The organism is Achromobacter dolens (genome assembly GCF_902859745.1).
Classification (GTDB): Bacteria; Pseudomonadota; Gammaproteobacteria; order Burkholderiales; family Burkholderiaceae_B; genus Achromobacter; species Achromobacter dolens.
Genome location: NZ_CADIJW010000008.1, coordinates 128,125 through 154,881, shown reverse-complemented (window position 1 = coordinate 154,881; position 26,757 = coordinate 128,125). Strand labels below are relative to the sequence as shown.

At 66.6% G+C, this 26,757-nt stretch carries 22 protein-coding genes and 1 tRNA gene; 8 read left to right on the top strand and 15 right to left on the bottom strand.

The window, feature by feature from the left end; all coding sequences use genetic code 11:
- The first annotated feature begins 96 nt into the window (after positions 1-96).
- A complete protein-coding gene (locus tag HV783_RS09385; RefSeq protein WP_175189034.1) occupies positions 97-2,391 on the top strand; it encodes a TonB-dependent siderophore receptor in 2,295 nt (764 codons plus the stop codon).
- 132 nt (positions 2,392-2,523) lie between these two features.
- On the opposite strand, the gene HV783_RS09380 is transcribed toward HV783_RS09385, so the two are convergent.
- The 11 genes from HV783_RS09380 to HV783_RS09330 all read right to left on the bottom strand — a co-directional run bounded on the left by HV783_RS09380 (position 2,524) and on the right by HV783_RS09330 (position 14,000).
- A complete protein-coding gene (locus HV783_RS09380; RefSeq protein WP_144655537.1) occupies positions 2,524-3,564 on the bottom strand; it encodes a PDDEXK nuclease domain-containing protein in 1,041 nt (346 codons plus the stop codon).
- A 540-nt stretch (positions 3,565-4,104) separates the two neighbouring features.
- Positions 4,105-5,196 carry a redox-regulated ATPase YchF gene (ychF, locus tag HV783_RS09375; RefSeq protein ID WP_054500693.1) on the bottom strand — a complete coding sequence of 364 codons (1,092 nt, stop codon included), beginning with the start codon at positions 5,194-5,196 and terminating at the stop codon, positions 4,105-4,107.
- Between the two features lie 95 nt (positions 5,197-5,291).
- The gene (locus HV783_RS09370; protein ID WP_175189033.1) at positions 5,292-6,071 is read right to left on the bottom strand and encodes a CPBP family glutamic-type intramembrane protease; all 780 of its coding nucleotides are present in this window, start codon (positions 6,069-6,071) and stop codon (positions 5,292-5,294) included.
- Positions 6,071-6,667 (bottom strand): aminoacyl-tRNA hydrolase, encoded by a 597-nt coding sequence (gene pth, locus HV783_RS09365; protein WP_026384832.1) that lies wholly within the window; start codon positions 6,665-6,667, stop codon positions 6,071-6,073. The genes HV783_RS09370 and pth overlap by 1 nt, the downstream gene beginning before the upstream one ends.
- A gap of 97 nt (positions 6,668-6,764) precedes the next feature.
- The gene (locus tag HV783_RS09360) at positions 6,765-7,379 is read right to left on the bottom strand and encodes a 50S ribosomal protein L25/general stress protein Ctc (protein WP_006385925.1); all 615 of its coding nucleotides are present in this window, start codon (positions 7,377-7,379) and stop codon (positions 6,765-6,767) included.
- 128 nt (positions 7,380-7,507) lie between these two features.
- Positions 7,508-8,458, bottom strand: a complete 951-nt coding sequence (locus HV783_RS09355) for a ribose-phosphate pyrophosphokinase (RefSeq protein WP_006227587.1) — start codon at positions 8,456-8,458, stop codon at positions 7,508-7,510.
- A gap of 135 nt (positions 8,459-8,593) precedes the next feature.
- Positions 8,594-8,670, bottom strand: a tRNA-Gln gene (locus HV783_RS09350).
- 1 nt (position 8,671) lies between these two features.
- Entirely contained in the window at positions 8,672-9,613 is a 942-nt protein-coding gene (ispE, locus tag HV783_RS09345) for a 4-(cytidine 5'-diphospho)-2-C-methyl-D-erythritol kinase (protein WP_144655539.1), read from the bottom strand.
- 75 nt (positions 9,614-9,688) lie between these two features.
- The gene (locus HV783_RS09340; protein ID WP_054500691.1) at positions 9,689-11,287 is read right to left on the bottom strand and encodes a methyl-accepting chemotaxis protein; all 1,599 of its coding nucleotides are present in this window, start codon (positions 11,285-11,287) and stop codon (positions 9,689-9,691) included.
- Between the two features lie 236 nt (positions 11,288-11,523).
- Positions 11,524-12,084 (bottom strand): lipoprotein insertase outer membrane protein LolB, encoded by a 561-nt coding sequence (lolB, locus tag HV783_RS09335; RefSeq protein WP_054500690.1) that lies wholly within the window; start codon positions 12,082-12,084, stop codon positions 11,524-11,526.
- 29 nt (positions 12,085-12,113) lie between these two features.
- A complete protein-coding gene (locus tag HV783_RS09330; protein ID WP_054500689.1) occupies positions 12,114-14,000 on the bottom strand; it encodes a tetratricopeptide repeat protein in 1,887 nt (628 codons plus the stop codon).
- On the opposite strand from HV783_RS09330, the gene mutM reads away from it, so the two are divergent.
- From mutM to HV783_RS09310, 4 genes are all read left to right on the top strand, one after another.
- Complete coding sequence (gene mutM, locus HV783_RS09325) at positions 13,999-14,826, top strand: bifunctional DNA-formamidopyrimidine glycosylase/DNA-(apurinic or apyrimidinic site) lyase (protein ID WP_175189032.1); 828 nt, start codon at positions 13,999-14,001, stop codon at positions 14,824-14,826. The genes HV783_RS09330 and mutM overlap by 2 nt on opposite strands.
- Positions 14,827-15,054: 228 nt before the next feature.
- A complete protein-coding gene (locus HV783_RS09320) occupies positions 15,055-16,008 on the top strand; it encodes an MBL fold metallo-hydrolase (protein WP_049076171.1) in 954 nt (317 codons plus the stop codon).
- 129 nt (positions 16,009-16,137) lie between these two features.
- Positions 16,138-17,817, top strand: coding sequence for an FAD-dependent oxidoreductase (locus HV783_RS09315; protein WP_175189031.1), 1,680 nt, complete (start codon positions 16,138-16,140; stop codon positions 17,815-17,817).
- A gap of 17 nt (positions 17,818-17,834) precedes the next feature.
- Positions 17,835-18,053, top strand: coding sequence for a DUF2783 domain-containing protein (locus HV783_RS09310; RefSeq protein WP_049076175.1), 219 nt, complete (start codon positions 17,835-17,837; stop codon positions 18,051-18,053).
- On the opposite strand, the gene HV783_RS09305 is transcribed toward HV783_RS09310, so the two are convergent.
- Entirely contained in the window at positions 18,019-18,936 is a 918-nt protein-coding gene (locus tag HV783_RS09305) for a LysR family transcriptional regulator (RefSeq protein WP_175189030.1), read from the bottom strand. The genes HV783_RS09310 and HV783_RS09305 overlap by 35 nt on opposite strands.
- A 165-nt stretch (positions 18,937-19,101) precedes the next feature.
- On the opposite strand from HV783_RS09305, the gene hmgA reads away from it, so the two are divergent.
- Complete coding sequence (gene hmgA, locus HV783_RS09300) at positions 19,102-20,400, top strand: homogentisate 1,2-dioxygenase (RefSeq protein ID WP_064528558.1); 1,299 nt, start codon at positions 19,102-19,104, stop codon at positions 20,398-20,400.
- 118 nt (positions 20,401-20,518) lie between these two features.
- Positions 20,519-21,838 carry a fumarylacetoacetase gene (fahA, locus tag HV783_RS09295; RefSeq protein ID WP_175189029.1) on the top strand — a complete coding sequence of 440 codons (1,320 nt, stop codon included), beginning with the start codon at positions 20,519-20,521 and terminating at the stop codon, positions 21,836-21,838.
- 10 nt (positions 21,839-21,848) lie between these two features.
- Here the strand turns inward: fahA and yihG are convergent, their stop codons facing one another.
- From yihG to HV783_RS09280, 3 genes are all read right to left on the bottom strand, one after another.
- Complete coding sequence (gene yihG / locus HV783_RS09290) at positions 21,849-22,763, bottom strand: 1-acylglycerol-3-phosphate O-acyltransferase, YihG family (protein WP_175189028.1); 915 nt, start codon at positions 22,761-22,763, stop codon at positions 21,849-21,851.
- A gap of 179 nt (positions 22,764-22,942) precedes the next feature.
- Positions 22,943-24,838, bottom strand: coding sequence for an LTA synthase family protein (locus HV783_RS09285; RefSeq protein WP_064528565.1), 1,896 nt, complete (start codon positions 24,836-24,838; stop codon positions 22,943-22,945).
- A 218-nt stretch (positions 24,839-25,056) separates the two neighbouring features.
- Positions 25,057-25,785: a FadR/GntR family transcriptional regulator gene (locus HV783_RS09280; protein ID WP_054500682.1), complete on the bottom strand. Its 729-nt coding sequence runs from the start codon at positions 25,783-25,785 to the stop codon at positions 25,057-25,059.
- Positions 25,786-25,902: 117 nt separating this feature from the next.
- Between HV783_RS09280 and HV783_RS09275 the strand changes: the two genes are divergently transcribed.
- Positions 25,903-26,742, top strand: a complete 840-nt coding sequence (locus HV783_RS09275) for an NAD-dependent epimerase/dehydratase family protein (protein WP_081273667.1) — start codon at positions 25,903-25,905, stop codon at positions 26,740-26,742.
- The last annotated feature ends 15 nt before the right edge of the window (positions 26,743-26,757 follow it).

Sequence of the window (26,757 nt, the reverse complement as noted above, 5' to 3'; positions counted from 1 at the left end):
GGCCGACATCCGGCATATTCCCTGGCAGCCAATTGCATAAATAAAAATGCCAATCAATGGCGCTTCTTTTTTCCATATGAACCGGGATGGATTGTCATGCACCACCACTCGTCGGGCTCTTCCGTACTGCTTGGCCTGATCACGCTTGCCCTGGCCTCCGCGTCCGCCCCTCTCCAGGCGCGGCAGCCGGATGGCGCCGGCACCGCATCGCCCGGCCCCGCCACGCTGCCGGCCATTGAAGTGAGCGGCCAGGCAGACGAATCCACCGAGGCGACACGCGCCTATACCGTGCCCGCGACCCGCGCCTCCACCGGCCTGACGCTCAGCCCCAAGGAAACGCCCCAGTCCGTGTCGGTGGTGACCCGCCAGCAGATGGACGACCAGGGCATGCAGTCCATCGGCGACGTGCTGGGCAGCACCACGGGCATCACTTTCGTCGAAATGGACAACGGCGGGCGCACCACCTACCGCGCACGCGGATTCAACATCACCAACTACAAGGTCGATGGCCTGTCGGTCATCGGCGGGTCCTCGTTCAACAGCGGCGGCAGCGGCGCGATCAACATGGATCTCTACGACCGCGTCAGCATCGTGCGGGGCGCAAACGGATTGTTGGGCGGCACCGGCGACCCCTCCGCCACCGTCGACCTGGTGCGCAAACGTCCCGGCCGCGAGCTCGGCGCGAGCCTGACCCTGCGCACCGGAAGCTGGAACAAGAAGAATGCCGTCGGCGACATCAACATCCCGCTGGCGGCGGACGGGCGCGTGCGCTCGCGCCTGGTATTCAGCGGCGAGAACTCCGACGTGTTCCGCGACCACTCGAGCATCGAGCGGCAGGGGTTCCTGGCCAGCATCGCCATGGATGTGACAGCCCACACGCAGGTGGGCCTGGGCTTCCAGTACGAGCACAGCATCTTCCACGGCGCCTCATGGGGCGCCAACGTGCCCGCCTGGTTCGCGGACGGATCGCCGACCCATTTCCGCCGCAACGTCAACCTGGCGGCGGACTGGAGCAAGACCGACATGGAAGCGAAGACGCTGTTCGCCTCGCTCGACCACCGCTTCGATAACGACTGGAAGCTGCGCGCCGACTATGCCCACACCTCGCGCGCGGACCTGAACAACAAGGGCGCGGTCAAGGTCAACAACGGCAGGGTCCGCTGGCCCCATTGGAATCAGGACGGCAGCGGCGCCTACCTCAATGCCATCCATTCGGAGACGGAAGGCGAAACCGACGCGTTCTCGCTGGATCTCTCGGGCCCCCTGGAACTGTTCGGACGCCGGCACGAACTGCTAGTCGGCGTGAACGGCTCGCGCATGGACGAACCGTCGTGGACCTTCAACAGCAGCAACTGCAGCATCGACGGCATCGCCGGCTTCCGGGGCCGCTGCCAATACCGCACCGAGCTGCCCGTCGCGGACTGGCGCGCCTGGCGCGGCGACGAATACGGCAACATCCGCGCGTTCCGCACCGATGCCCGCCGCGTCACCCGGACCACGCTCTATGGCGGCTACGTCGCGGGCCGCTTCGAACTCGCTGACGACCTGACCCTGATCACCGGGCTGCGCCGCAGCGCCTACCAGATCCACAGTGACAACTACAACGCGGCGGGTGTCCGCGGCGCGCGCACCGGCGAAAACGCCGCCCACGCCTGGACGCCCTACTACGGCCTGGTCTACGGGTTGACGCCCAACTACTCGGTCTACGCCAGCTACACCGACGTATTCACGCCGCAGACCAGCAAGAACGAAAGCGGCGACACCCTCAAGCCCATCACGGGCGCCAGCTACGAGGCCGGCATCAAGGGCGAATGGTTCAATGGCGCGCTCAATGCCGCCGTGTCGGCATTCCGCAGCCTGCAGAAGAACGTCGCCCTGAAAGACGGCGACAGCTTGACGCCCGATGGCGACCAGGCCTACCGGACGGGCACGGGCGTCATCGTCAAGGGCGTCGACGCCGAAATCGCCGGCGCCGTGACGGCCGCCTGGAACGTCTATCTGGGCTACACCTATCTGGACGTCGGCAACACCGACACCGCCGAGCGCCCCGACCCGCGCCATCTGCTGCGGCTGAACACCACCTACCGGCTGCAGGGAATGCTGCGGGGGCTGACCATCGGCGGCGGCCTGACCTGGCAAGGCAAGACGGTGTCCGAGCCCTACCCTGGCCGGCCGGACGGCCGCGGCGGCTTCGACGACTCGCCGATTCCCCTGAAGGGCTATGCGCTGTTCAACGCGATGGCGCGCTACGACATCAACCGCCATCTGTCGGCCATGCTGAACGTCAGCAATCTGTTCGACAAGACGTACTACCGGCAGTATGGGTTCTATAACGGATTGATCTACGGCGAGCCGCGGCGGGTGACGTTGAGCTTGCAGGCGAAGTTTTGAATACTGCGCTACCGGTGTCGGAGCAGTGCGTACTCCACCAACCGCTTGCGCCGGTCCCTTACCGGCGCAAGCGGATTCGCGCCCTCGTCAGCCTCATATATTTTTAATGCCCGCAAGCATTCGGCGGTGTGCTTATTCATGCTCGCCTCCCAGTTCTCGCTCGATCTGTTCGATGCTAGGCAGGCTGGTTTGCAGTTCTTCAGGCAAGGATTCCAACAGTTTGTACTCAGCAATACCCATGGGTTGTGTTTTGTCACCCAAGGCGTATTCGGCCACCACCTTGTTTTTGCTCTTGCACAGCAGCAGGCCAATGGTGGGGTTGTCCTGTTCGTGCTTGACCTGACGATCCACGGTGGTGAGGTAAAAACCCAGTTGCCCCAGATGCTCTGGCCTGAAGGCGCCTCCCTTGAGTTCGATGACGACGTAACAGCGCAGCTTCAGGTGGTAGAACAGCAAGTCGATGAAGAACTCCTCACCCCCCACGTTCAGCAACACTTGCCGTCCAACAAAGGCAAAACCCGCGCCCAGCTCCAGCAGGAACTCGGTAACGTGTTTGACCAGGGCGTTTTCGATTGCCCGTTCCTGCGCTTCCTCGGTCAGGCCGAGAAAGTCAAAACGGTAGGGGTCTTTTAGCGACTCGCGTGCAAGGTCGGATTGTGGCGCGGGCAAGCGCGTGTCGAAATTGGTGACGGCCTGACCATTGCGTTCCAGCAGCCTGGCTTCAATCTGCATAACCAGCACATTGCGCGACCAACCATGCTCAATGGCCCGAGCAGCATACCAACGGCGGGCTTCATGGCTGGGCAGCTTGTCCAGCAACGCCAGTTGGTGATACCAGGGCAATTGTGCAAGCACCTCTTGCACAAATGAAGCATCCGGCCAGGCTTGGGCAAAGGCACGCATGTACTTGAGGTTGCGCGGGGAAAACCCTTTCATGTCAGGGAAAGCGGTGCGCAGATCATGGGCCAGCCGCTCAATGACCTTGGCTCCCCAGCCTTGTTCGGTCTGCCGTTGCAAGATGTCCTGACCGATCTGCCAGTAGAGCAGCACCAACTCGCGATTGACCGCACGCGCCGCCTGCTGTTGAGCCGTGGAAATGCGGACTTTCAGCTCTCCCAGCCAGTGGTCGTAGCCTTCGGGCACGGACATCAAGGAGGCGGGTTTGTCGCTCATGCTGCGTCCCCACCGGGGGCATTGAGCGCGGCCAGTAGTTCTGTCTTCAGCGTCCGTCGTGTCTCGGCGAGTCGTTGGGTGATTTGCTGGTATTCGGCCATTGGTTCATTCGGATCACCATACTCGACGGCTACTTCATGCGGGTCTTGCAGGAATAGCTCGTAAGCCGATGAGATCTTGACATGTGAATGCATCATTTCAAGACGAACACAGCCGGAAGGCAACACCAATTCAGCAGGTGTCGCATCACACAACGTTCAAACGGGGTAATTCTCCGACTCATTACCCACATTGGCGGATTCATTACCGCTATTCGACGGCCATCAAATAAGTGGCCGAATTGGACTTCACGCCCCCCTCAGAACGCCCCCAGTCAAAGCCGCGCGACGACAGACTCATCAACCCTTAACTTCAACGCAATCGTCCAGAGTCGGACGAGCGATTGGCACTCGGCAGACCATAGCAGGGGTGTGGAAGACCTTTCACAACCACCATGGACTGTCGAGCACCCAGCAATTAACTAAGAATGGACCGCCCCGATCAGACGTTGAACAAGAAATTCATCACATCGCCATCCTGCACGATGTATTCCTTGCCTTCCGCCCGCATCTTGCCCGCTTCCTTCGCGCCCTGCTCACCCTTGTAGGCGATGAAGTCTTCGTAAGCGATGGTCTGCGCGCGGATGAAGCCGCGTTCGAAGTCGGTGTGGATCACGCCCGCGGCCTGGGGCGCGGTGGCGCCGATCGGCACGGTCCAGGCGCGCACTTCCTTGACGCCGGCGGTGAAGTAGGTCTGCAGGCCCAGCAGTTTGAAGGCGGCGCGGATCAGGCGGTTCAGGCCCGGTTCTTCCATGCCCATGTCCGACAGGAAGGCCTGGCGGTCGGCGTCGTCCAGGTCGACGATTTCCGATTCGATGGCGGCGCAGATGGCGACCACCGGCGCGTTGCGGGCGGCGGCGAATTCGGTCAGGCGGTCCAGCAGCGGGTTGTTGGTGAAGCCGTCGTCGGCCACGTTGCCCACGTACATCGCGCGCTTGGCGGTGATGAAGCAGAGCTGGGCGATGTCGGCCTTTTCCTCGGTGGACAGGTCGAGCGCGCGGATCGGCTTGGCTTCGTTCAGTTGCGCCACGCACTTTTCCAGCACGGCGACGATGCGCTGCGATTCCTTGTCGCCGGAACGGGCGGTCTTCTGGTGGCGTTGCAGGGCCTTTTCGGCGGTCTGCAGGTCGGCCAGCGCCAGTTCTGTTTCGATGACTTCGATGTCGGCGATCGGGTCGACCTTGCCGGCCACGTGGATCACGTTGGGATCCTCGAAGCAGCGCACCACGTTGACGATGGCGTCGGTTTCGCGGATGTGCGAGAGGAACTGGTTGCCCAGGCCTTCGCCCTTGCTGGCGCCCGCCACCAGGCCGGCGATGTCGACGAATTCGACCGTGGCCGACAGGATGCGCTCGGGCTTGACGATCTCGGCCAGCTTCTGCAGACGCGGATCCGGCACCTCGACCACGCCGACGTTCGGCTCGATGGTGCAGAACGGATAGTTCTCGGCGGCGATGCCGGCGCGGGTCAGAGCATTGAAGAGTGTCGATTTGCCAACGTTGGGCAGGCCGACGATGCCGCATTGCAGAGCCATGGGAATCCTGTGTAAGTACGGTATTGATCGTTAACGTTCTAGTTTACCCCGCCGGGCGGCGCGGCATGATGACCGCGCCCAGGGGGACGGACGGCTCAACCGGCCGCCGTGGGGGCCCAGCGCATCACGGCCCAGATCAGCAAAATGGGGCCGGCGTTGAACATGGCGTGCAGCGCGATCGCCGCGCCGATGCCCCGGCGGATGCGGATCCAGCCCAGCACCAGGCCGGTGACCCATTGCGGCAGCACCAGCAGCGGCAGCAGCCAGTACGGCGTGTGGTTGAAGACGAAGTTGGTCAGGTGCACGGCGGCGAAGGTCAGCGCCACCAGGTGGAAGACCCAGCCGAAGTGTTTCAGGTAATGCCGCCGCCAGGCGGTGTTCCAGCCCTTGAGCGGCTCGGGGCGCGGCCGCAGCGACCAGCAGGCCAGCAGCACGAAGGCGGCCAGCAGCAGGCCGGTCCAGATGCGCGGGCCGTACAGCACCACCGGCAGCAACGCCGGGCACAGCCACAGCGCCTGCCTGGGACGTCGCAGGCCGTAGCGGAACAGCATTTCCTCGACCAGCGGGGCCCAGATCACCGCCGTCAGCCAGGGGATGTTGGCCGGGTCCAGCCGATGCGTGACGCCGCCGACGCCGGCCGCGGCGACCGCCACCGGCCCCAGGGCGAACAGGTTGATCAGCCACAGCACCGCGGCCCACGCCAGCAGGCGTCCGGGGCCGACGCCCGGCCACCAGTCCGACACCCAGCCGATCGCCGGCGTGCGGCCGGACAGACGCCGCAGCGGACGCGGCCGGCGCACGAAGCGCCAGAAATCCGCCAGCTCACTGCGGAAGCGCAGCTTGCGCGATTCGGCGGAAGCCGGAGCGCCGTCCATCAGGCGTCGTTGCCGCTGTGCAGCTGGCGGGTGGCCAGCGCGAAGTCGCCGGCCAGCATGGCGGGCACCACGGCGCGGCAGCGGTCGATGACCGCCTCGATCTCCTTCTGCTCCTCGCGGCGCGGCGGGTGCAGCACGAAGTCCGCCACCTGCTGCGCCAGGCCGAGCGTGCGCGGATGGCCGATGCCGATGCGCAGGCGCCAGAAGTTCGGGCTGCCGAGCGCGGCCTGGATGTCCTTCAGGCCATTGTGGCCGGCGTGGCCGCCGCCCTGCTTGAGTTTCACCTGGCCCGGCATCAGGTCGAGTTCGTCGTGCAGCACCAGCACCTGCTCCGGCGTCAGCTTGTAGAAGCGCGCCAGCGCCCCGACCGCCTGGCCGGAACGGTTCATGTAGGTGTTGGGCTTGAGCAGCAGCACGTTGTCGGCCCCCAGGCGGGATTTGGCCACCATGCCGAAGAACGACTTCTCCAGCGCGAACGAGGCGCGCAGGTCGTCCGCCAGGTGGTCGGCCAGCCAGAAGCCCGCGTTGTGGCGGGTGGTTTCGTAGTCGGGACCGGGGTTACCCAATCCCACGATGAGGCGTATGGGAATAGACATGATGGGGGGTGTTTAAACCAAAAAACCCTGCGCATGCAAATGCACACGCAGGGTTTCGGGCGCAAGCCGCCGGAAAGCCGAGGCTTTCCGACAGGACTTAGGCGGCGGGAGCGGCCGGAGCGGCGTCGGCGTCGTCGGCGGCAGCGCCACCCTTGACGACAGCGGCGGCCAGCAGCGGGTTCTCTTCACCACCGTGCGGGACGTAGGTCACGCCCATCGGCAGCTTGATGTCGGCCAGGTGGATCGAAGCGCCGGCCAGGATGTCGGCCAGGTTGACTTCGATGAACTGGGGCAGCGCCGACGGCAGGCACGTGATTTCCAGTTCGGTGGCGACGTGGCTGATGATCGCGCCGCTCAGCTTGACGGCCGGCGAGACTTCAGCGTTCACGAAGTGCAGCGGCACCTTGGTGCGCAGCGCCTGGTTGGCGTCGACGCGCTGGAAGTCCACGTGCAGGACTTGCGGCTTGTAAGCGTGCCATTGAACCGAACGCAGCAGGACCTGTTCGTCCTTGGCGCCTTCGAGCTGCATTTGCAGGATCGAAGCGTGGAACTCTTCCTTGCGCAGGGCGTGGTAAATCTCGTTGTGGTCGAGTTCGATGTTCAGCGGGGCAGCCGAACCACCATAGACGATGGCGGGAACGCGGCCCGCGCGGCGCAGGCGGCGGCTCGCACTCGAACCCTGGACGCTACGCGCAGTGGCAGTGAATTTCATGGAAAACTCCAAAAACAAAAAATGGCGAAGCGGACTTCACCGGTTAAAGACACGGCGCACAACAGGTGCGCCGTGTTGCTTGTGTCCTGCCGCGACCAGCAGGACACAAAAAACGGTGGGGGCTGACGTCAGTCGACGAACAGCGAGCTGACCGATTCCGCGTTCGAGATACGCAGGATGGTCTCGCCCAGGAGCGCGGCGCACGACAACTGACGGATCTTGCCGCTGGCCTGGCCTTGCTCGGAGAGCGGAATGGTGTCGGTGACGACCAGTTCGTCCAGTTCCGACGCCTCGATGCGGTCGATGGCGCCGCCCGATAGCACGGGGTGCGTGCAATAGGCGTAGACGGCGCCGGCGCCGCGGTCCTTCAGGGCCTGGGCCGCCTTGCACAGCGTGCCGGCGGTGTCGACCATGTCGTCCATGATGATGCAGGTGCGGCCGTCGACTTCACCGATGATGTTCATCACTTCCGACACGTTGGCGCGCGGACGACGCTTGTCGATGATGGCCAGGTCGGCTTCGAGCTGCTTGGCCAGCGCGCGGGCGCGCACCACGCCGCCGATGTCCGGGGACACGACGACCAGGTTCGAGAAATTGCGGCGCCAGATGTCGCCCAGCAAAATCGGACCGGCGTAGATGTTGTCCACGGGAATGTCGAAGAAGCCCTGGATCTGGTCGGCGTGCAGGTCCATCGTCAGGACGCGGTCGACGCCAGCCACTTGCAGCATGTTGGCCACGACCTTGGCCGAGATCGCGACGCGCGCCGAGCGCGGGCGGCGGTCCTGGCGGGCGTAGCCGAAATACGGAATGGCGGCGGTGATGCGGCCGGCCGAGGCGCGGCGCAGGGCATCGACCATCACCATGATTTCCATCAGGTTGTCATTGGTAGGCGCACAGGTGGGCTGCAGGACGAAGACGTCCTTGCCGCGCACGTTCTCGTTGATCTCGACCATCACCTCGCCGTCCGAGAAGCGACCGACGGTCATCTTGCCCAGGGACATATCGAGGTGGTTGACTACGTCCACGGCCAGCCGAGTGTTGGCCGTGCCCGTGAAGATCATGAAGCTATCGTTTGCCATGATGGATGATGCGATGGTCGTTTCGAGACACTAACGAGGTGATGCGAGAACCTGCTGGAACCGGAAAATAAAAAAGCTGCTGAACCCGGGCCAGTGTCTTACAGGCGTGTTCAACAGCTTTGTTATGTATTCGGTTGGCTGGGGAGGAAGGATTCGAACCTTCGCATGCCGGAATCAAAATCCGGTGCCTTAACCAGCTTGGCGACTCCCCAACTATCTTGCAATCCAATTCCGCAACGGATGTTCAGTCAACCCAGGACACGCCTGCACTAACCGGAACCGTGGATGCGTTGTGCTGTCTGTGTCATCTGCGTTTTTGCAGTTTGCTTCAACAGCGCCGCGCATTGTAGCGGTAATTTCCGTTTTCGCCAAAACGGCCTCCGACAGCTCGGAAAACTCGGCGTACAAACACGCGCCAGATCCCGACATGCGAACTTGGGTTCCCGTGTTTTTCAACACACCCTGCTCTGCAAGCCACCGCGATGCCCTGAGAACCTCAGGATAAAGTCGGTAGACCACCGGCTCCAAATCATTTTTCCCGAAGGAAAATGTAGGCGAAGCAAGAAAGTCCGCTATTGTGATGTAAGAAGAATCTCTTGTCAAATCGGGTGCGGAAAAAATTCCAACGGTCGGCACGCTCGCGTCCGGTTGCGCCACCAGATAGGCGCGCGCCGGCAGGTCCAGCGCCGTCAGTTTTTCGCCCACGCCCTCGGCAAAGGCGGACTGGCCGAACACGAACACCGGCACATCCGCACCCAGCGGCAACGCCAGTTCCATCAGCTCGCGCCGCGACAGCCCGGTGCCCCACAGGCGGTTCAAGGCGATCAGCACGGTGGCCGCGTCGCTCGAACCGCCACCCAGGCCGCCGCCCTGCGGAATGCGCTTTTCCAGCGCGATCTGCGCGCCCTGGCGCGTGCCGGTGGCCTGTTGCAGCGCGCGGGCGGCGCGCAGGGTGAGATCTTCCTCTTCGGACACGCCAGGCAATTCCGCGGCGCGGCTGATGACGCCATCGGCGCGCGCCTCGAAATGCAGCGTGTCGCACAGATCGATGAAGCGGAAGGCGGTCTGCAGCAGGTGGTAGCCGTCGGCACGGCGGCCCACCACGTGCAGGAACAGGTTGACCTTGGCGGGTGCGGGTACGTCGTAGAGGGTCACGGCGGATCGGGAAAAAAGACAGACGGGTCGATTTTAGCGATCACCCGGCCCCCGACGCCCCCCCTCGGCCACGGATCAGGCGATCTGCGGCGCGACGCGGCCGGCCAGGCGTTCGGCCGGGGCCTCGATCACCTGCCCTTCCGGCAGCTTGAACACTGCCACCGCGCCCGCCAGCTGGCGCGCCTGCTCTTCGAGCGCGCCGGCCGCGGCGGCGGCCTGCTCCACCAGCGCGGCGTTCTGCTGGGTCACGCCGTCCATTTGCGTCACGGCGCGGTTGACCTGGTCGATGCCGGTGGCCTGCTCTTCCGACGCGGCCGAGATTTCGCCCATCAGGCTGGTCACGCGCTGCACCGAATCGACGATCTCGCGCATGGTGGCGCCGGCGGTTTCGACCTGCTCGGAACCGACGCCGACCTTCTGCGCCGAGTCCTCGATGAGCTGCTTGATTTCCTTGGCGGCGGCGGCGCTGCGCTGGGCCAATGTGCGCACCTCGCTGGCGACTACGGCAAAGCCCTTGCCCTGCTCGCCGGCGCGCGCGGCTTCCACCGCGGCATTCAGCGCCAGGATGTTGGTCTGGAAAGCGATGCCATCGATCACGCCGACGATGTCGGAAATGCGCGACGAGCTGCCCTGGATGGCGCGCATGGTCTCGACCACGCTGGAGACGGCCTCGCCGCCGCGCTGCGCCACGGCGGCCGAAGCGGCGACCATGCGGTTGGCTTCGCGCGCGGTGTCGGCGTTCTGCTTCACGGTGGTGGCCAGCTCTTCCATGCTGGCGGCGGTTTCCTCCAGCGAGGCGGCCTGCTCTTCGGTGCGGCTGGACAGGTCGGCATTGCCGGACGAGATTTCGCGCGCGCCGACGTTGATCTCATCGACGCCGCGGCGCACCGTGGACACCGTGCGCACCAGGCTGTCCTGCATCGCGCGCAGGGCGTTGAGCAACGCGCCGATCTCGTTGCGGCCGCGATCGGCCACGCGGCGCGTCAGGTCGCCCTCGGCGATGCGGCGGAAGATGTCGCCGGCTTCCAGCAGCGGCCGCACGATCATGCGGCGGATCAGCACATGCGCGCCCACCGCCATCAACAGGCCCAGCACCAGGATGCCGGCCAGCAGGTACGAGAAGATCATGTGGAACAGCGAAATCTCGTCCATCACCTCCTGGCCGGTGGCCTCGGCGCGCTTCATGAAGGCGTCACGCTCGGACACCAGCAGTTCCTGCACCTGCTGCGTGCCCTGCTTGAAGTAGGCGTCCATGTCACCAGCCTCCAGCACCTTGCCGACGTTCTGCAGGTTGTTGCTGAGGTTGGTGTAGGCCTCGATCAGGTCCTTGGACACGACCTTCTCGTCGGCCGACAGGCCGCCGGCGAAGCCCTGGAAGGCGCGGTCGCCCGCGGCGATGCGCTGGCGCGCCAGGCGCAGCGCGGTGGTGTCGCTGGCATTGCCCTGCGCCACCCGGGTGGCGTAGCGGCTCAGGTCGGTGCGCGCCGCGACCAGCGACAACGCCGCCGTGTTGACGGCATTGACCTGTTGCGAGGAAAGGCGATAGAGCTGGCCGACGTCCTGGTTGGTCTGCCGCAGGGCGACGAAACCCATGCCGCCCACCAGCAACTGGAAAGTGAAAAACAGCGCGATGATCCCCAAGAGCATCGTCGCGATTCGCGTATTCCTGAACATTGGCATTCTCCGTAAAAAAGCGGCGGCGCGATCCGCGACCGCCGGCCTTGCATGCCGCGCGCAGGGGTCGTGCGCGCGGGGATCGGAGGATTATTCAGGCTAAACAGAATCTATCAATCAGTAACAGAGTCGGTTTTGCAACGCTTATTTGCCAAATTGAAGCCGGAGGGACGTGCTACCGACGGACGAGACAACGGCCCCGAAGGGCCGTCGCGCGGGTCATGAAGCGGCGGGAATCAGGGCTTGTTGACGACCAGCCGCACCATGATGCGGCGGCCAGGCTCCTGGCGCTCGAGCACCAGCATCTGGGGGCCGAGCGTGTCGTAGCGCGACAACCGCGCGCGCCAGCCCCCCTGTTCGAACGCCACGGGGCGGCCTAGCTCGTCGTTGGAGACATCGCTGGCCTCGGGCTGGCCCGGCAGCCTGCCGCGCAGCCAATCGCGCAGGCCGGACACCGGCATGCTGCTGCCCAAGGCGTCTTCGGCCAGGGCGTCGGGGTTATCGGCCACCAGGCGGGTGCCGTCGGCCTTGGTCAGGCTGGCCGCGCCGGGTTGGCCCTCGACGCGCGCCTCGGTCGATCCAAGCGGGTTGGTCAGGTCGAGCACGTAGCGACGGCCGTCGTCAGACCAGGAAAAACCACCCTGCACGGCATTCTGCCTGCCGCTTTCCTCGTTGACCGTGATGGCGAAACGGCCGATGCGCGAGAACGCATCCGGCGACGTGCCTTCAATGGGCTTGGGCGTGGTGGTGCAGGCCGCCAGCACGAACGCCAGCATGGCCAGCAGCGCCCAGCGCATCCAGCCCAGACTGCCGCGCAACGCTGCCGTCACAGGCTGACCCCCAGGCGCTTGATGACGTCGAGCACGGTCTTGTTCTTGGGATCCTTCTGCACTGCGGCGCGCAGCAGCTCGACCGCCTGATCGCGTTTGCCCTGGGTCCAGAGCACCTCGGCCAGGTGGGCGGCGATGTCGGCCTCGGGCCGCACGCCATAGGCGCGGCGCAGGTAATCGACCGCGGCGACCTGGTCGCCCATGCGGAATTTGACCCAGCCCATGCTGTCCAGGATGAACGGGTCGTTGGGCGACAGTTCCAGCGCCTGGGTGATGAGATCCAGCGCCTCGGGCAGGCGCTGGTTGTGGTCGGCCAGCGTGTAGCCCAGCGCGTTGTAGGCGTGGGCGTGCTCGGGATCCAGCGCGATGACCTGGCGCAACATGCGTTCGAGGTCGGCCAGGCGGTCCTGGCGCTCGTACAACATGGCCAGCTCGTACTTGATTTCGACGGTGTCGGGGAGCGCCTGGTCGGCCGCTTCCAGCACCGACACGGCCTGGCCGACGCGGTCGGCGTCGCGCAGGATCTGCGCCTTGGTCAGCACGCCCAGGGTGCGTTCTTCCTCGTCCTGGGGCGCGGCGGCGTCGACCATCTTGATGGCGTCGTCGATGCGGCCGGACTTGGCGCGCAGGGCGGCCTGGCGCATGCGCGCCGAGAAACGCAGCGACGGATCGTCGATGCGGCCGAGTTCGGCGATGGCTTCGTCGTACTGGCCCTGGTCTTCGGCGATGCGCGACAGCAGCACGTGGGCGTCGGCCGCCGCGGCGCCGGCGTCGGTGGCGCCCGGCACGATGGCGCGCTGGCGCTGGTTCTGCACGTCCAGGTACTGCTGCAGCAGCGTCTTGGCCTGCGGCAGTTGGCCGGCCTTGTAGGCCAGTTGGGCCTGCATGAAGAGCAGGTCGAAGTCTTCCGGCGAGCGCCGCGACATGGCCTGCAGCTCGGCCAGCGCGCCGCTGTAGTCGCCGGCGTCGGCCATCTGGCCGGCCAGCATCAGGCGCACCTTGCGGGCGTTGGGATTGCGGTTGATATAGGCGCGGGCATCGGCCTGCGCGCGCTGCGGGTCGACCTTGGCGCCGTACTCCAGGACGCGCTGGGCGGCCGGTTCGGACTTGGGATCGGCGGCCAGGGCGGCGCGTGCCTCCTGGGAGGCGCGCGGGTAGTCGCCGGCGGCGGAGGCCACGTCGGCCAGCGCCAGATGGGCGGCCGGCAGCTTGCGCACGCTGTCGCTGAGGGCTTCGTCAAGGATGCGCAGCGCCAGGCGGCGATCGTTCAGGCGGCTCAGCACGGCCAGGGCCTGGCCGATGGCGGCGGGCTTGTCGCGCGAGGCTTCGATGCGGTTGCGCAGGGCCTGCGACAGGCCCTTCGTCTGGCCATTGGCGGCGGCCAGCGCCAGTTCGGTTGAGCTGGCTTCCAGATCGTTGGGAGACAGGCGGGCCCAGACCCGGGCGGCGTCCAGGGCGCCCGGCAGATTGCCGCCGGCAAGTTGGAATTCCAGGCCGCGGCGCGCCAGGCGGGGATCGCCGGTGTCGCGGGCCAGGCCGACCATGGTGTTGGCGGCGGTGCCGTACATGCCGCGCTGGGCGGCGATTTCCGACGCCAGGACGCGGTAGAAGATGTCGGCGGTCAGCGAGACGTAGGGCAGTTGGCCCGGACGCAGGCGGATCACCTCGGTTTCTGGCTGGCGGTTCTGGGGCGCCATGCGGGGGCCGGTCGCATCCCGCGTCCGGCTGTCGGCGGCCTGGGCCTGAGGGGCCAGGGCGGAGGCCAACGCAAGCGCCAGCGCGGCAATCCCGATATTCATTTGTTTGAAAGACGACTTCACGCGGCCCGTCCGGTTGGTGGCACAATCTTCGTACACGCAATTGATGATCTTACACTGGCTCATGCCGGAACTGCCTGAAGTTGAAACCACGCGTCGCGGAATCGACGCTGTCATCACCGGCCGCCCCCTCACGCGGCTGATCGTCCACGAGTCCCGGATGCGCTGGCCCATCCCGGCCGACCTGCCCGCCCTGGTGGGTGGGCGCACCGTGCAGGAATGCGGCCGGCGCGGCAAATACCTGCTGCTGCGCTTTGACCACGGCACCCAGATCGTGCACCTGGGCATGTCCGGGTCGCTGCGCAGCGTGGCCCCGGGCGAATTCCTGCGCAAGCACGACCACGTCGAATGGATCTTCGACCAGGCGGTGCTGCGCCTGCACGACCCGCGCCGCTTCGGCGCCGTGCTGTGGCATCCCGAAGCGGACGGACCGGTCGAAAACCACCCCCTGCTGGCCAAGCTCGGCATCGAGCCGTTCGACCCGCGCTTCGACGGCGCCTGGCTGCACCACCACTTCAAGAACCACGGCGCCGCGATCAAGCAGGTGCTGCTGGCCGGCATGGCGGTGGTAGGCGTGGGCAATATCTACGCCTCCGAAAGCCTGTTCCGCGCCCGCATCAATCCCAAGACCCCGGCCAACAAACTGTCGCGCGCCCGCTGCGACCGCCTGGCGGACATGGTGCGCGCCACCCTGGCCGACGCCCTGACCTCCGGCGGCAGCACCCTGCGCGACTATGTCGGCGCCACCGGCGAGCCGGGCGCGTATTTCGAGATCCACGCGGCGGTCTACGAGCGCGCCGGCCAGCCCTGCCGGGTGTGCGGCACGCCGATCAAGCGCATCGTCCAGGGCCAGCGGGCCACGTACTACTGCCCGAAGTGCCAGAAGACCTGAGCGCGCACGCCAGCACATCCAATTCCCTGGGGCCGCCCGCGGCCTGAAAGGTTCCCCTCCGGGCCGCCCAGCGCGGCCCGGACGCATTTGGGCGCCCCCGCCCGAAATCCCAGGGAAATCCCTGCCAAAAAGGGTCTATTCGTTTATAGCAAACGTATTGCACAACCACTAACGCCACGCTATAGTCCCTCCACACACCCTATTCCTATAAAAGTGGAAGGAGCCTCCATGAGCAAGCAATTCGCTTCGCACGCCGACCTGGCCGACAAGGTCGTGTCGTTCGAAAAGCTGTCCGACAACGCCTATGCCTATACCGCCGAAGGCGACCCCAACACGGGCGTGATCATCGGCGACGAGGCCGTCATGGTGGTCGACACCCAGGCCACGCCGGTGATGGCGCAGGACGTCATCCGCCGCATCCGCGAAGTCACCGACAAGCCGATCAAGTACATCCTGCTGTCGCACTACCACGCGGTGCGCGTGTTCGGCGCCTCGGCCTACAACGCCCAGGAGATCCTGGCCAGCCGCGACACCTACGACCTGATCGCCGAGCGCGGCGAGCAGGACAAGGCCAGCGAGATCGGCCGCTTCCCGCGCCTGTTCCGCAACGCCGAATCGATTCCCCCCGGCCTGGTCTGGCCCACCATGACCTTCAAGGGCGAGATGACCGTCAACCTGGGCAACCTGGAAGTCAAGCTGCTGCAGGTCGGCCGCGGCCACACCAAGGGCGACACCATCGCCTGGCTGCCCGAGCAGAAGATCCTGTTCGCCGGCGACCTGGTCGAATACCAGTCCACCCCCTACTGCGGCGACGCCTACTTCCGCGACTGGCCCAGCACGCTGGATGCGCTGTCGGGCTTCGAGGCCGAAAAGATGGTGCCTGGCCGCGGCCCCGCGCTGAAGAACGCCACCGAAGTGCGCCAGGGCCTGGCCGGCACGCGCGCCTTCCTGACCGACCTGTACGGCGCGGTCAACCGCGGCGTGGCCGAGGGCAAGGACCTGAAGACGATCTACCGCGAGGTCTACGACTTCATGAAGCCGCGCTACAGCGACTGGGTCATCTTCGACCACTGCATGCCGTTCGACGTATCGCGCGCCTACGACGAGGCCACCGGCCACGTCCATCCGCGCATCTGGACCGACAAGCGCGACCTGGAAATGTGGGCCCAGCTGGAGGGCTGATCCCGCGCGGCCGGCTCGCCGGCCGCCGTTCCACCGATTGAAACGGCGCCGCACGGCCCGCCGGCCAGCGGCCGCGGGCAGCGCGCGGCGCCGCGCATAAAAACAAAATGACCCACACAGGAGACAACCGTGGGAGACATCGACTTTCAGGCGATGGAGTTCGCCTATGAAAAACACGCCGACCAGGCCGCCGCGACGCAGGCGCGCCATCCGGTGGTGGTGGTGGGCGCCGGCCCGGTCGGCCTGACCACGGCGCTGGACCTGGCGCGCCAGGGCGTGCGGGTGGTGGTGCTGGATGACGACTACCGCCTGTCCACCGGCTCGCGCGCCATCTGCTTTTCCAAGCGCACCCTGGAGATCTGGGACCGCCTCGGCGTCGGTCAGCGCATGGTCGACAAGGGCGTGTCGTGGAACGTGGGCAAGGTGTTCTTCCGCGACCAGGAAGTATGGCGCTTCGACCTGCTGCCCGAGCCCGGCCACCGCCGCCCCGCGTTCATCAACCTGCAGCAGTACTACGCCGAGGGCTATCTGTACGAGCAGGCGCGCCAGGAACCGAACATCGACCTGCGCTGGAAGAACAAGGTGGTGGGGCTGGAGCAGGCCGGCGACGGCGTGGTGCTGTCGATCGACACCCCCGAGGGCGGCTACGCGCTGCGCGCCGATTGGCTGGTGGCCTGTGACGGCGCCCGTTCGCCGGTGCGCAAGCTGATCGGCCAGGAAAGCCATGGCCGCATCTTCCGCGACCGTTTCCTCATCGCCGACGTCAAGATGAAGGCCGACTTCCCGGCCGAGCGCTGGTTCTGGTTCGACCCGCCCTTCCACCCGAACCAATCGGTGCTGCTGCACATGCAGCCCGACAACGTCTGGCGCATCGACTTCCAACTGGGCTGGAACGCCGACCCGGTCGAGGCCGTCAAGCCCGAGAACGTGCTGCCGCGCATCCGCGCCCTGCTCGGTCCGGACGCGCAGTTCGACCTGGAATGGGTCAGCGTCTACACCTTCGCCTGCGAGCGCATGGACAAGTTCCGCCACGGCCGCGTGGTGTTCGCCGGCGACTCGGCGCACCGCGTCTCGCCGTTCGGCGCGCGCGGCGCCAACAGCGGCGTGCAGGACGCCGAGAACCTGGCCTGGAAACTGCGCCTGGTGCTGGCCGGCCACGCGCCCGAATCGCTGATCGACAGCTACGCCGCCGAACGCGAGCATGCCGCCGACGAGAACATCCTGAATTCGTCGCGCGCCACCGACTTCATCACGCCCAAGAGCGACATCAGCCGCAGCTTCCGCAACGCGGTGCTGAACCTGGCCCGCACCCATGCGTTCGCGCGCTCGCTGGTCAACAGCGGCCGGCTGTCGCTGCCCGCCACGTACATCGATTCGCCGCTGAACAGCCCCGACAGCGACACCTTCGCCGGCCGCATGCGGCCCGGCGCGGTGGCGCTGGACGCGCCGGTGCGCGGATCCGGCGACTCGCCCTGGTGGCTGTCGCAACTGGGCGCGGGCTTCACGCTGGCGCTGTTCTGCGGCGACGCTCCGCCCGAGGCGCAGACGCTGCAGGCCCTGCGCGCGCTGCGCCTGGCGGCCGTGCCGGTCTCACCCGTGCTGGTGGCCAGCCCGGGGGGCGAGGCCGCCGGCTGGCCGGATGACCTGGCGCGGGTCATCGATGTCGAAGGGCTGCTGGCCCAGCGCTATGACGCGCTGTCCGGCACCGCCTACCTGATCCGCCCCGACCAGCACATCGCCGCGCGCTGGCGCGCCTTCCAGTCCGACGCGGTGGCGTCGGCCGTCAACCGCGCCATTGGCCGCGCCTGAATACGGAGGCCCTTTCCATGCTGATTACCGAAACCAACCTGGCCGCGCCGGACGACTTCTACGAAGCGCTGATCGACGCCCATCGCGACCTGAGCAACGAGCAGAGCCAGGAGATGAACGCGGCGCTGATCCTGCTGCTGGCCAACCACCTGGGCGACATGGCGGTGCTGCGCGAGGCGCTGGCGCAGGCCCGCGCGTCGGTCACGCCGGCGGCGAACCCACCGCAAACGCATTGACGATCAGGGCGCGCAACCACTGGTTGCCGCCATCGCGATCGTAGCGGCGCTGCCAGTACATATTGGTCTGCAGCGCCGGCACCCTCACCGGCGGCGTCATGTAGCGCAGGCCGAATGGCTGCGCGGCGCTCGCCGCCAGTTTTTCGGGCACGGTCGCCAGCAGGTCGGTGGCGCTGACGATGTACGGCACGGCCGAAAAATGCGGCACGCTGAAGTGCTCGGCCAGCGCGACGCCGGCCCGCTCCATCGACTGGTTGACCTGCCCATAGGGCGCGGCCCGCGACACGATGAGATGACGCTCGGCGCGAAACGCCTTCAACCCCATGCCGGGGTGGGCCGTGGGATGCGCCTGGCGAAAGAGCGTGGCGTACCCCTGCCGGAACAACATGCGCTGCAAGGTGCCCGCCCCCATCTCGTCGAAGGCGCCGATGGCCAGGTCGACCCGGCCAGCCTCCATCTCGCGCGGCAGGTCCGGCCCCTGCACCCGCACCGAATCGATGCGCACCTGCGGCGCGACCTGTACGCAGACTTCCATCAGGCGCGGCATGAAATGGATCTCGCCGACATCGGTCATGGCCACGCGGAAACGCCGCGTGCTGGTGGCGGCATCGAACGCCTCCTGGTCCTGCAAGGCCTGCGACAGCAGGGCCAACGCCTCGCTGACCGGGCCGGCCAGCCGCTGCGCGCGCGGCGTCGGCAGCATGCCCTGGGCGGTGCGCACGAACAGCTCGTCGCCGAACGCCAGCCGCAGCCGGCGCAGGGCGTTGCTGACCGCCGGCTGCGACAGGTCCAGCCGCCGCGCCACGGCGGACAGGTTGCGGTCCTCCAGCAAGTGCTGGAACAGGATCAGCAGGTTCAGGTCGACGTCGCGCAAGTCCGCCATCAGGCACCCCTACTATTCACAGAATTTATAGTTGCTATTTTTGCATTCCCGTAGCCATAGTGGGGGAATTTTCCGACAATGGCGTATCGACGTCGGAGCATTTCATCCGGCGCGCCACGACCAAGACCGCGCGGCCACGCATCGCGCGCCACCCAGGAGGATTCCATGGAACTGCACTACCAGACCGGTTTCGGCAACGACTGTGCCACCGAAGCCCTGCCCGGCGCGCTGCCGCTGGGCCGCAATTCGCCCCAGCAATGTCCCTATGGCCTGTACGCCGAGCAGTTGTCCGGCACCGCCTTCACCGCGCCGCGCAGCGAGAACCGCCGCTCCTGGCTCTACCGCATCCGCCCGGGCGCGCAGCACAAGCCGTTCGAGCCGTTTGGCGGCGTCAAGGGCTGGGAAAGCGCCTTCGGTCACGGCCCGGTCACGCCCAACCAACTGCGCTGGAGCCCCTTGCCCATTCCCACCGTGCCCACCGACTTCATCGAAGGCGTGAATACCTGGGGCGGCAACGGCGGCCCCGATGAACAAAGCGGCGTCGGCATCCACCTGTATGCCGCCAACCGCTCGATGCAGGGCCGCTATTTCTACAACGCCGACGGCGAGCTGCTGCTGGTGCCGCAGCAGGGCCGCCTGCGCCTGGCCACCGAACTGGGCCTGATCGACCTGGAGCCGCTGGAGATCGCCGTGATCCCGCGCGGCGTGCGCTTCAGCGTGCAACTGCTGGACGACAGCGCGCGCGGCTATATGCTGGAGAACTTCGGCGCCGCGCTGCGCCTGCCCGAACTGGGCCCGATCGGCTCGAACTGCCTGGCCAACGCCCGCGACTTCAAGACGCCGGTGGCCTGGTACGAAGACCTGGAAGGCGACTTCGAACTGATCGCCAAGTTCACCGGCGGCTTCTGGCGCGCCGCGATCGGCCATTCGCCGCTGGACGTGGTGGCCTGGCACGGCACGCACGCGCCGTACAAGTACGACCTGCGCCACTTCAACACCATCGGCTCGATCAGCTACGACCATCCGGACCCGTCGATCTTCACGGTGCTGACCGCGCCGTCCGACACCCCGGGCACGGCCAACATGGACTTTGCCATCTTCCCGCCGCGCATCCTGGCGATGGAGAACACCTTCCGTCCGCCCTGGTTCCACCGCAACGTCGCCAGCGAATTCATGGGCCTGATCCAGGGCGTGTACGACGCCAAGGCCGATGGCTTCGCCCCGGGCGGCGCGAGCCTGCACAACTGCATGAGCGGCCACGGCCCCGACGCCGAGACCTTCGAGAAGGCCTCGCGCGCCGACACCAGCACCGCGCACTACATCCGCGACACCATGGCTTTCATGTTCGAGACGCGGCGCGTAATCCGCCCGACGGCGCAGGCCTTGGCCTCGGTAGAATTGCAGGGCGACTATTACCGGTGCTGGCAGGGCCTGCAGAAGCATTTCGATCCCGCCAAAGCGTGACCGTTTTCTCTCCCGTCACGCCCGCCCACGGCGATGCGCGCAAGCGCATCGCCGTTTGGCTTTGGATTTTTCCGGCGCCCGCCGAGCCCTTATAAACACATTGAACGAGACATTCCTCATGACCACCGCCATCAACGAAACCCACGACCCGTCGCTCAAGAGCTGGGTTGCCAGCGCCAACACCGGCGCGTCGGACTTCCCGGTGCAGAACCTGCCCTACGCCGCGTTCCGCCGCAAGGGCTCGCAGGAGTCGTTCCGCCCCGGCGTGGCCATCGGCGACCAGATCGTCGACCTGGCGGCGCTGGCCGCCGCCAAGCCGTTCGAGGGCGCCGCCGCCGAGGCGCTGGCCGCCTGCCAGGGCGACAGCCTGAACGCGCTGATGGCCCTGGGCCAGGCCCACTGGAGCGCGCTGCGCCTGGCGCTGTCGCGCGCGCTGCGCGAAGGCGCCGCGCTGCGCGCCACGGTCGACCCGCTGCTGGTGGCCCAGGCCGACGCCGAATACACCACGCCCGCCCGCATCGGCGACTACACCGACTTCTACATCTCGGTGCACCACGCCACCGCCATCGGCAAGCAGTTCCGGCCCGACAATCCCCTGCTGCCGAACTACAAGTGGGTGCCGATCGGCTACCACGGCCGCGCCTCCAGCATCGGCGTGGACCAGAAGTTCCCCCGCCCGGTCGGCCAGACCCGCCCCGCCAACGAAGGCGAGGCGCCGCAATTCGGCCCGTGCGCGCGGCTGGACTACGAACTGGAACTGGGCATCTTCGTCGGCACCGGCAACGCCCAGGGCGACCGCATCAAGCTGGCGGACGCCGATGCGCACGTCTTCGGCCTGTGCATCCTGAACGACTGGTCGGCGCGCGACATCCAGGGCTGGGAATACCAGCCGCTGGGCCCGTTCCTGTCGAAGAACTTCGCCTCGACCATCTCGCCGTGGATTGTCACCATGGAAGCGCTGGAACCGTTCCGCACGCAATGGAACCGCGGCCCGTCCGAGCCGCAGCCGCTGCCGTACCTGGCCTCCGATGCCAACCGCGCCAAGGGCGCCTACGACGTGCAGATGGAAGTGCTGCTCACGACCGAACAGTCGCGCGCCGGCAAGCAGGCGCCGGCGCGGCTGTCGCGCAGCAACTTCCGCGATGCGTACTGGAATGTGGCGCAGTTGATCACGCACCACACGGTAAACGGCTGCAACCTGCAGCCGGGCGACATGCTCGGCACCGGCACGCTGTCCGGCCCGCAGCCCTCGGAGGCCGGTTCGATGCTGGAACTGAACCACGGCGGCAAGCAGCCGATCGAGCTGCCCTGGGGCGAAAAGCGCACCTTCCTGCAGGATGGCGACCAGGTCATCATGCGCGCCGAGTGCGTCAAGGCCGGCTACCCGCGCATCGGCTTTGGCGAATGCTCGGGCACCGTGCTGCCGGCGCGAGTGTAAGCGCGGTCCGTCAGGATCGGGGCGTGGCGGCCGCATCGGCCATCAACGCCTCGATCTCGGCGTCCTTGGCCTGCCACTGCTGGCCCAGCCAGTGGTGGAATTCGGTGCGGAAGGCCTTGTCGCGGCTGTAGTCGGCTTCGCAGAAGGCCGGCGGCACCGGCACCTGATGCATGCGCACCCGCACCGTGCCCATGCGGCCGCAGGCCATGTCCCAGAAGCTGGGCACGCCCGCCGGATAGGCGATGGTGACATCGATCATCGAGCGAAAGCGCGTGCCCATCGCGTTCAACGACACCGCCAGCCCGCCCGCCTTGGGCTTGAGCAAGTGGCGGTACGGCGAGCCCTGCGCATCGCGCTTGGCCGGAGTGAAGCGCGTGCCCTCGGCAAACACCATCACGCTGGTCGGCACCAGCGAGAACTTCTGGCAGGCGCGGCGCGCGGTTTCCTGGTCCTGGCGCCCCAGGGCCGGATTGCGGCGCAGGTCGGCCTTGCCGTGGCGCTTCATGAACGGAAAGTCCAGCGCCCACCAGGCCAGCCCGATCACCGGCACGTAGATGAGCTGCTGCTTGAGGAAGAACTTCAGCAACGGAATGCGGCGGTTCAGCGCGCCTTGCAGCACGAAGATATCGACCCAGGACTGGTGATTGCAGTTGACCAGGTACCAATCGGCGTAGCGCAGGCCGGCATGGCCGCGCACGTCCCAGGGCGCGCGCTGGATGCGCGAGAACCAGGCGGTGTTGACGCTGATCCAGGCCGTGGCGATGCCATTGAGGACGGGATCGATGCGGCGCCGCGCCGCGGCAAACGGCAGCGCCAGTTTCAGCAGCGCCAGGGGGAACAGCAGCAGGCACCAGAACAGCGTGCTGACGCCGATCATCATCACGCTGAAGACGCCAGTCAGCCAGGCCAGACGGCCGCGTGGCACGGGCCAACCGCGCCAACGCGCGGCCGGAGCGGACGCGGGCGCGTCGCTTGCGTCAGCGACAGGGGGCCGGCTCGGGCCGGCGAGCGGATCGGGAAAAGTCATGAGCGCGAGTGTGCGAGGACTGGCCGCGAGCCGGTTTGAGCGGGATCAAACCGGCCCCCGGGCCAGACGGGGCGAAGTCAAGGCAGGCGGTATTTCTCTTCGCGGTAGACCCAACTGGCCCACAAGGCATGCGCCAGCGCTTCCTTGCTCAAGGCCTCGTCCGCCGGTTCGACCGGCTCATAAGTCTCGTCCTGCCCGACCGGCGCGGCGCGATAACGGAATTCGCGCGGCGCCTTGGACGGCTCCAGCACCAGCAGCTTGTCGCCCTGCAGGTAGCCGAAGTTGTCGGCGTACTGCATCAGCGCGCGATTGGGATCGCGCTGCGTCAGGTCCGCGCCCAGCATCGGGTTGACGTTATCCAGCCCGATCAGCGACAGCAGCGTGGGCGCCATGTCGATCTGGCTGACGATGCGCTCGTCCTGGCGCGGCGCGATGCCCGCGCCCAGGATCAGGGCCGGGATCTGGAAGTGCCGCACCGGCACCGGGATCGAACCGTAGACGCGGGAATCATGATCGGCGATCACCAGGAACACGGTGTTGTCCCAGTACGGCGCCTTGCGCGCCTTGTCGAAGAACTGGCCCAGCGCCCAGTCGGCGTAGCGCACGGTGTTGTCGACGCTGGCCGGATCGCCCACCGGCTGGATGCGGCCCGCCGGATACTCCCACGGCGAATGGTTGCTGACCGAAAACGCCAGCGTGAACACCGGCTTGTCGCCGTCGGCGCGCAGCAGGCGGTCGACCTGGGTGAACATGTCTTCGTCGGACGCGCCCCACGAGCCTTCGAACACCGGATTCTCGAACTTCGGGCGATCGACGATCTCGTCAAAGCCATTGCCCAGGAAGAAGGCGCGCATGTTGTCGAAGTGCGACTCGCCGCCATAGACGAAGCGCGAATGGTAGCCATGCTTGCCCAGCACCTGCGCCAGCGTGAAGAAGCCGGTCTGCGAGCGCGGCAGCTTCACCACCGCATCGGCCACGCTGGGCAGGAAGCCCGCGGTGACCGCCTCGATGCCGCGCACCGAGCGCGTGCCGGTGGCGTAGGCGCGATGGAACATCCAGCCTTCCTTGCCGAGGCGGTCGATGTTGGGCGTCAAGTCCTTGCCGCCCAGGCTGCCGACATACTGCGCGCCCAGGCTTTCCTGCAGGATGATCACCAGGTTGAGCGGCTTGTCGCGCCGCACCGTGGCCTTCTGCTCGTGCAGGCTGGGATAGCGCGGATCCAGCGGCGCGCCCGTCAGGCCAGCCTTGTCGCGCACGATGGCGTTCATTTCGTCCACCGGCATCTTCGGATACATCGCGGCGGACGAGCGCTCGTCGCGCATGCGGTAGGCGGCATCGAACACGCTGTAGAGCGAGTTCAGGGCCAGCGAATTGACCATGGCATCCGAGCTGAACGCGACCTTGGCCGGGTTGATGGGGCGATGCTCCAGCGTGCCGCGCGCGCCCAGCACCACCAGCGCCAAAATCGCCAGCGATGCCAGCGGCCGCTTCCACCACGCCAGGAACGGATCGCGCACCCGCGTCGGGAACAACTTGACCGCCAGCCACGCGGCCACCAGCAGCACCACCAGGGCGGCCAGCAGCACGCCCTTGTAGCCCTGCCACAGCATCGAGCCGACTTCCTTCGGGTTGAGCAGGTAGATGAAATACAGGCGGTTCGGGCGCGTGTCGTATTCGGCGATGAACTGCGGCGTGGAGACTTCCAGCAGCACGTACAGCATCCACCAGACGCGGAACCACCAGGCGGCGACGCGCGCGGCCCACGGGCGGTGCCCCAGCCAGGGCGAAAACACCGCCGGCAGTGCGATCACCATGGACAGCAGGCAGACGTCGATACGCAGGCCGCCGAACAGCACCGGCCACAGGCCGCCGGCCGCCTCGACCCGGTCCCACATCCACAACGACAGGCCCAGCCGGCTCAACGTCAGCAGAACCAGCACGGACACGATGAAACGGAGCGTCAGGCGGCGCATGCGGCGGCCCTCCCTGGACGAATGAAATCCGTTGATGCGCCGCGCTTACCCTGCCCGCGATTACCCAGCCAAACCATGCCTGCCGTCCGGTGATTGAAAACGGCCAAGGTTAACGCGGATTGACGCGCCGCAGCGCCGCCGGCGGTCGGGCGCGCGCCAATGTCAGGCGATTGACACCCCTGTCATGTTGTACGACATCAGATTTCGCCTAAAAGGCGTCATTGCACCCGGCGCAGGCGCTCGCGGCTGTTGCTCAGGTGGGTGCGCATCGCGGCGCGCGCGCCTTCGGCATCCTGGCGCACGATGGCGCTGTAGATATCCTCGTGTTCCAGGTTGACGCGCGACAGGTAGGCGGCGCGGTCCTCGTGGGCGAACTTGGCCGAATTGATGCGGGTGCGGGGGATGATGGCCGAACCCAGGTGCGACATGAGGTCGGCGAAATAACGATTATCGGTGGCCTGCGATACCAGCAGGTGGAACTGGAAATCCGGCGTGATGGTGTCGCCGCCGCTGTCCAGCGCGGCCTTGAAGGCATCCAGCGCGCGCCGCATCTCGGCCAGTTGGACTTCGCTGCGGCGCACGGCGGCCAGGCCGGCGGCCTCGCTTTCCAAGCAGATGCGCAGTTCCAGCAGCACCAGCACGTCGCGCACCGTGGCGATGTCGGCGGGGTCGACGCGGAAATCGCCGCCGCCGCTGGGTTCGAGCGCGTAGGTGCCAACGCCGTGATGGGTTTCGACCAGGCCCGAGGCCTGCAGCCGCGACAGCGCTTCGCGCACCACGGTGCGGCTGACGCCAAACTGCCGCATGATCTCGGATTCGGTGGGCAGCTTGTCGCCGGGGCGGATCTCGCCGCTACGGATGCGTTCGGAGATGTTCTCCACCAGGCCCTGGGCCAGGTTCCGTGGACGACGCTGCGGCAGGACGGGGGTATCGACAGGAGCGTTCATCAGGGATTGTCCCAAAGCGGTTGCGTGGCGCTTGACTGCAAAAATTCGTGCTTATTATACTTTGGACTAGTTGTACGATAACGTACCAGGCGAGTCCACCCCACCGAGCGTTGCGCCATGAGCCTAGCTGTCGACCGCATGCCTGTCTCCCCCCGCTGCCATCGTTTGTTATTGACCGGCGCCGCCGGCAACCTGGGCCAGGTACTGCGGCCGCGCCTGAAAGCCTTTGCCGACGTCCTGCGGGTGTCGGACGTCGCGGCCATGGCGCCCGCCGCCGACGGCGAGGAAGTCGTGCCCTGCAACCTGGCCGACCCCGCCGCCGTCTCCGAACTGGTGCGCGGCGTCGACGCCATTGTGCACCTGGGCGGCGTTTCCGTGGAACGCTCCTTCGAGGAAATCCTGCCGGCCAACATCCAGGGGGTCTACCACGTGTATGAAGCCGCGCGCATCCACGGCGTGCGGCGGGTGGTATTCGCCAGCTCCAACCACGTCATTGGCTTCTACGAGCAGGGCGCGCGCCTGGACGCCGACGTGCCGCTGCGGCCCGACGGTTACTACGGCCTGAGCAAGGCCTATGGCGAAAACCTGTCGCGCTTCTACTACGACCGCTACGGCATCGAGACGGTCTGCCTGCGCATCGGTTCGTCGTTCCCCGAGCCGAAGGACCGCCGCATGATGGTGACCTGGCTCAGCTACGACGACCTGACCGACCTGGTGGTGCGTTCGCTGTTCACGCCCAATGTCGGCCACCTGATCGCCTACGGCGCCTCGGCCAACCGCGACAGTTGGTGGGACAACCATGGCGCCGCCGCGCTCGGCTTCGCGCCCAAGGACTCTTCCGAGATATTCCGCGCGCAGGTCGAGGCGCTGCCGCCGCTGCCGGCCGACGATCCCGCCGCGCGCTACCAGGGCGGCGCCTTCGTCAAGGCCGGCCCGTTCCCTTTTCCGCCGCGCTGACACCGGCCCCTTCCC

Bases quoted from the DNA above. Each gene is read 5' to 3' on its own strand.
- HV783_RS09385 (WP_175189034.1), top strand. From the start codon at position 97: ATGCACCACCACTCGTCGGGCTCTTCCGTACTGCTTGGCCTGATCACG.
- HV783_RS09380 (WP_144655537.1), bottom strand. From the start codon at position 3,564: ATGAGCGACAAACCCGCCTCCTTGATGTCCGTGCCCGAAGGCTACGAC.
- ychF (WP_054500693.1), bottom strand. From the start codon at position 5,196: ATGGCTCTGCAATGCGGCATCGTCGGCCTGCCCAACGTTGGCAAATCG.
- HV783_RS09370 (WP_175189033.1), bottom strand. From the start codon at position 6,071: ATGGACGGCGCTCCGGCTTCCGCCGAATCGCGCAAGCTGCGCTTCCGC.
- pth (WP_026384832.1), bottom strand. From the start codon at position 6,667: ATGTCTATTCCCATACGCCTCATCGTGGGATTGGGTAACCCCGGTCCC.
- HV783_RS09360 (WP_006385925.1), bottom strand. From the start codon at position 7,379: ATGAAATTCACTGCCACTGCGCGTAGCGTCCAGGGTTCGAGTGCGAGC.
- HV783_RS09355 (WP_006227587.1), bottom strand. From the start codon at position 8,458: ATGGCAAACGATAGCTTCATGATCTTCACGGGCACGGCCAACACTCGG.
- HV783_RS09340 (WP_054500691.1), bottom strand. From the start codon at position 11,287: ATGTTCAGGAATACGCGAATCGCGACGATGCTCTTGGGGATCATCGCG.
- lolB (WP_054500690.1), bottom strand. From the start codon at position 12,084: ATGCGCTGGGCGCTGCTGGCCATGCTGGCGTTCGTGCTGGCGGCCTGC.
- mutM (WP_175189032.1), top strand. From the start codon at position 13,999: ATGCCGGAACTGCCTGAAGTTGAAACCACGCGTCGCGGAATCGACGCT.
- HV783_RS09330 (WP_054500689.1), bottom strand. From the start codon at position 14,000: ATGAGCCAGTGTAAGATCATCAATTGCGTGTACGAAGATTGTGCCACC.
- HV783_RS09320 (WP_049076171.1), top strand. From the start codon at position 15,055: ATGAGCAAGCAATTCGCTTCGCACGCCGACCTGGCCGACAAGGTCGTG.
- HV783_RS09310 (WP_049076175.1), top strand. From the start codon at position 17,835: ATGCTGATTACCGAAACCAACCTGGCCGCGCCGGACGACTTCTACGAA.
- HV783_RS09305 (WP_175189030.1), bottom strand. From the start codon at position 18,936: ATGGCGGACTTGCGCGACGTCGACCTGAACCTGCTGATCCTGTTCCAG.
- hmgA (WP_064528558.1), top strand. From the start codon at position 19,102: ATGGAACTGCACTACCAGACCGGTTTCGGCAACGACTGTGCCACCGAA.
- fahA (WP_175189029.1), top strand. From the start codon at position 20,519: ATGACCACCGCCATCAACGAAACCCACGACCCGTCGCTCAAGAGCTGG.
- HV783_RS09285 (WP_064528565.1), bottom strand. From the start codon at position 24,838: ATGCGCCGCCTGACGCTCCGTTTCATCGTGTCCGTGCTGGTTCTGCTG.
- HV783_RS09280 (WP_054500682.1), bottom strand. From the start codon at position 25,785: ATGAACGCTCCTGTCGATACCCCCGTCCTGCCGCAGCGTCGTCCACGG.
- HV783_RS09275 (WP_081273667.1), top strand. From the start codon at position 25,903: ATGAGCCTAGCTGTCGACCGCATGCCTGTCTCCCCCCGCTGCCATCGT.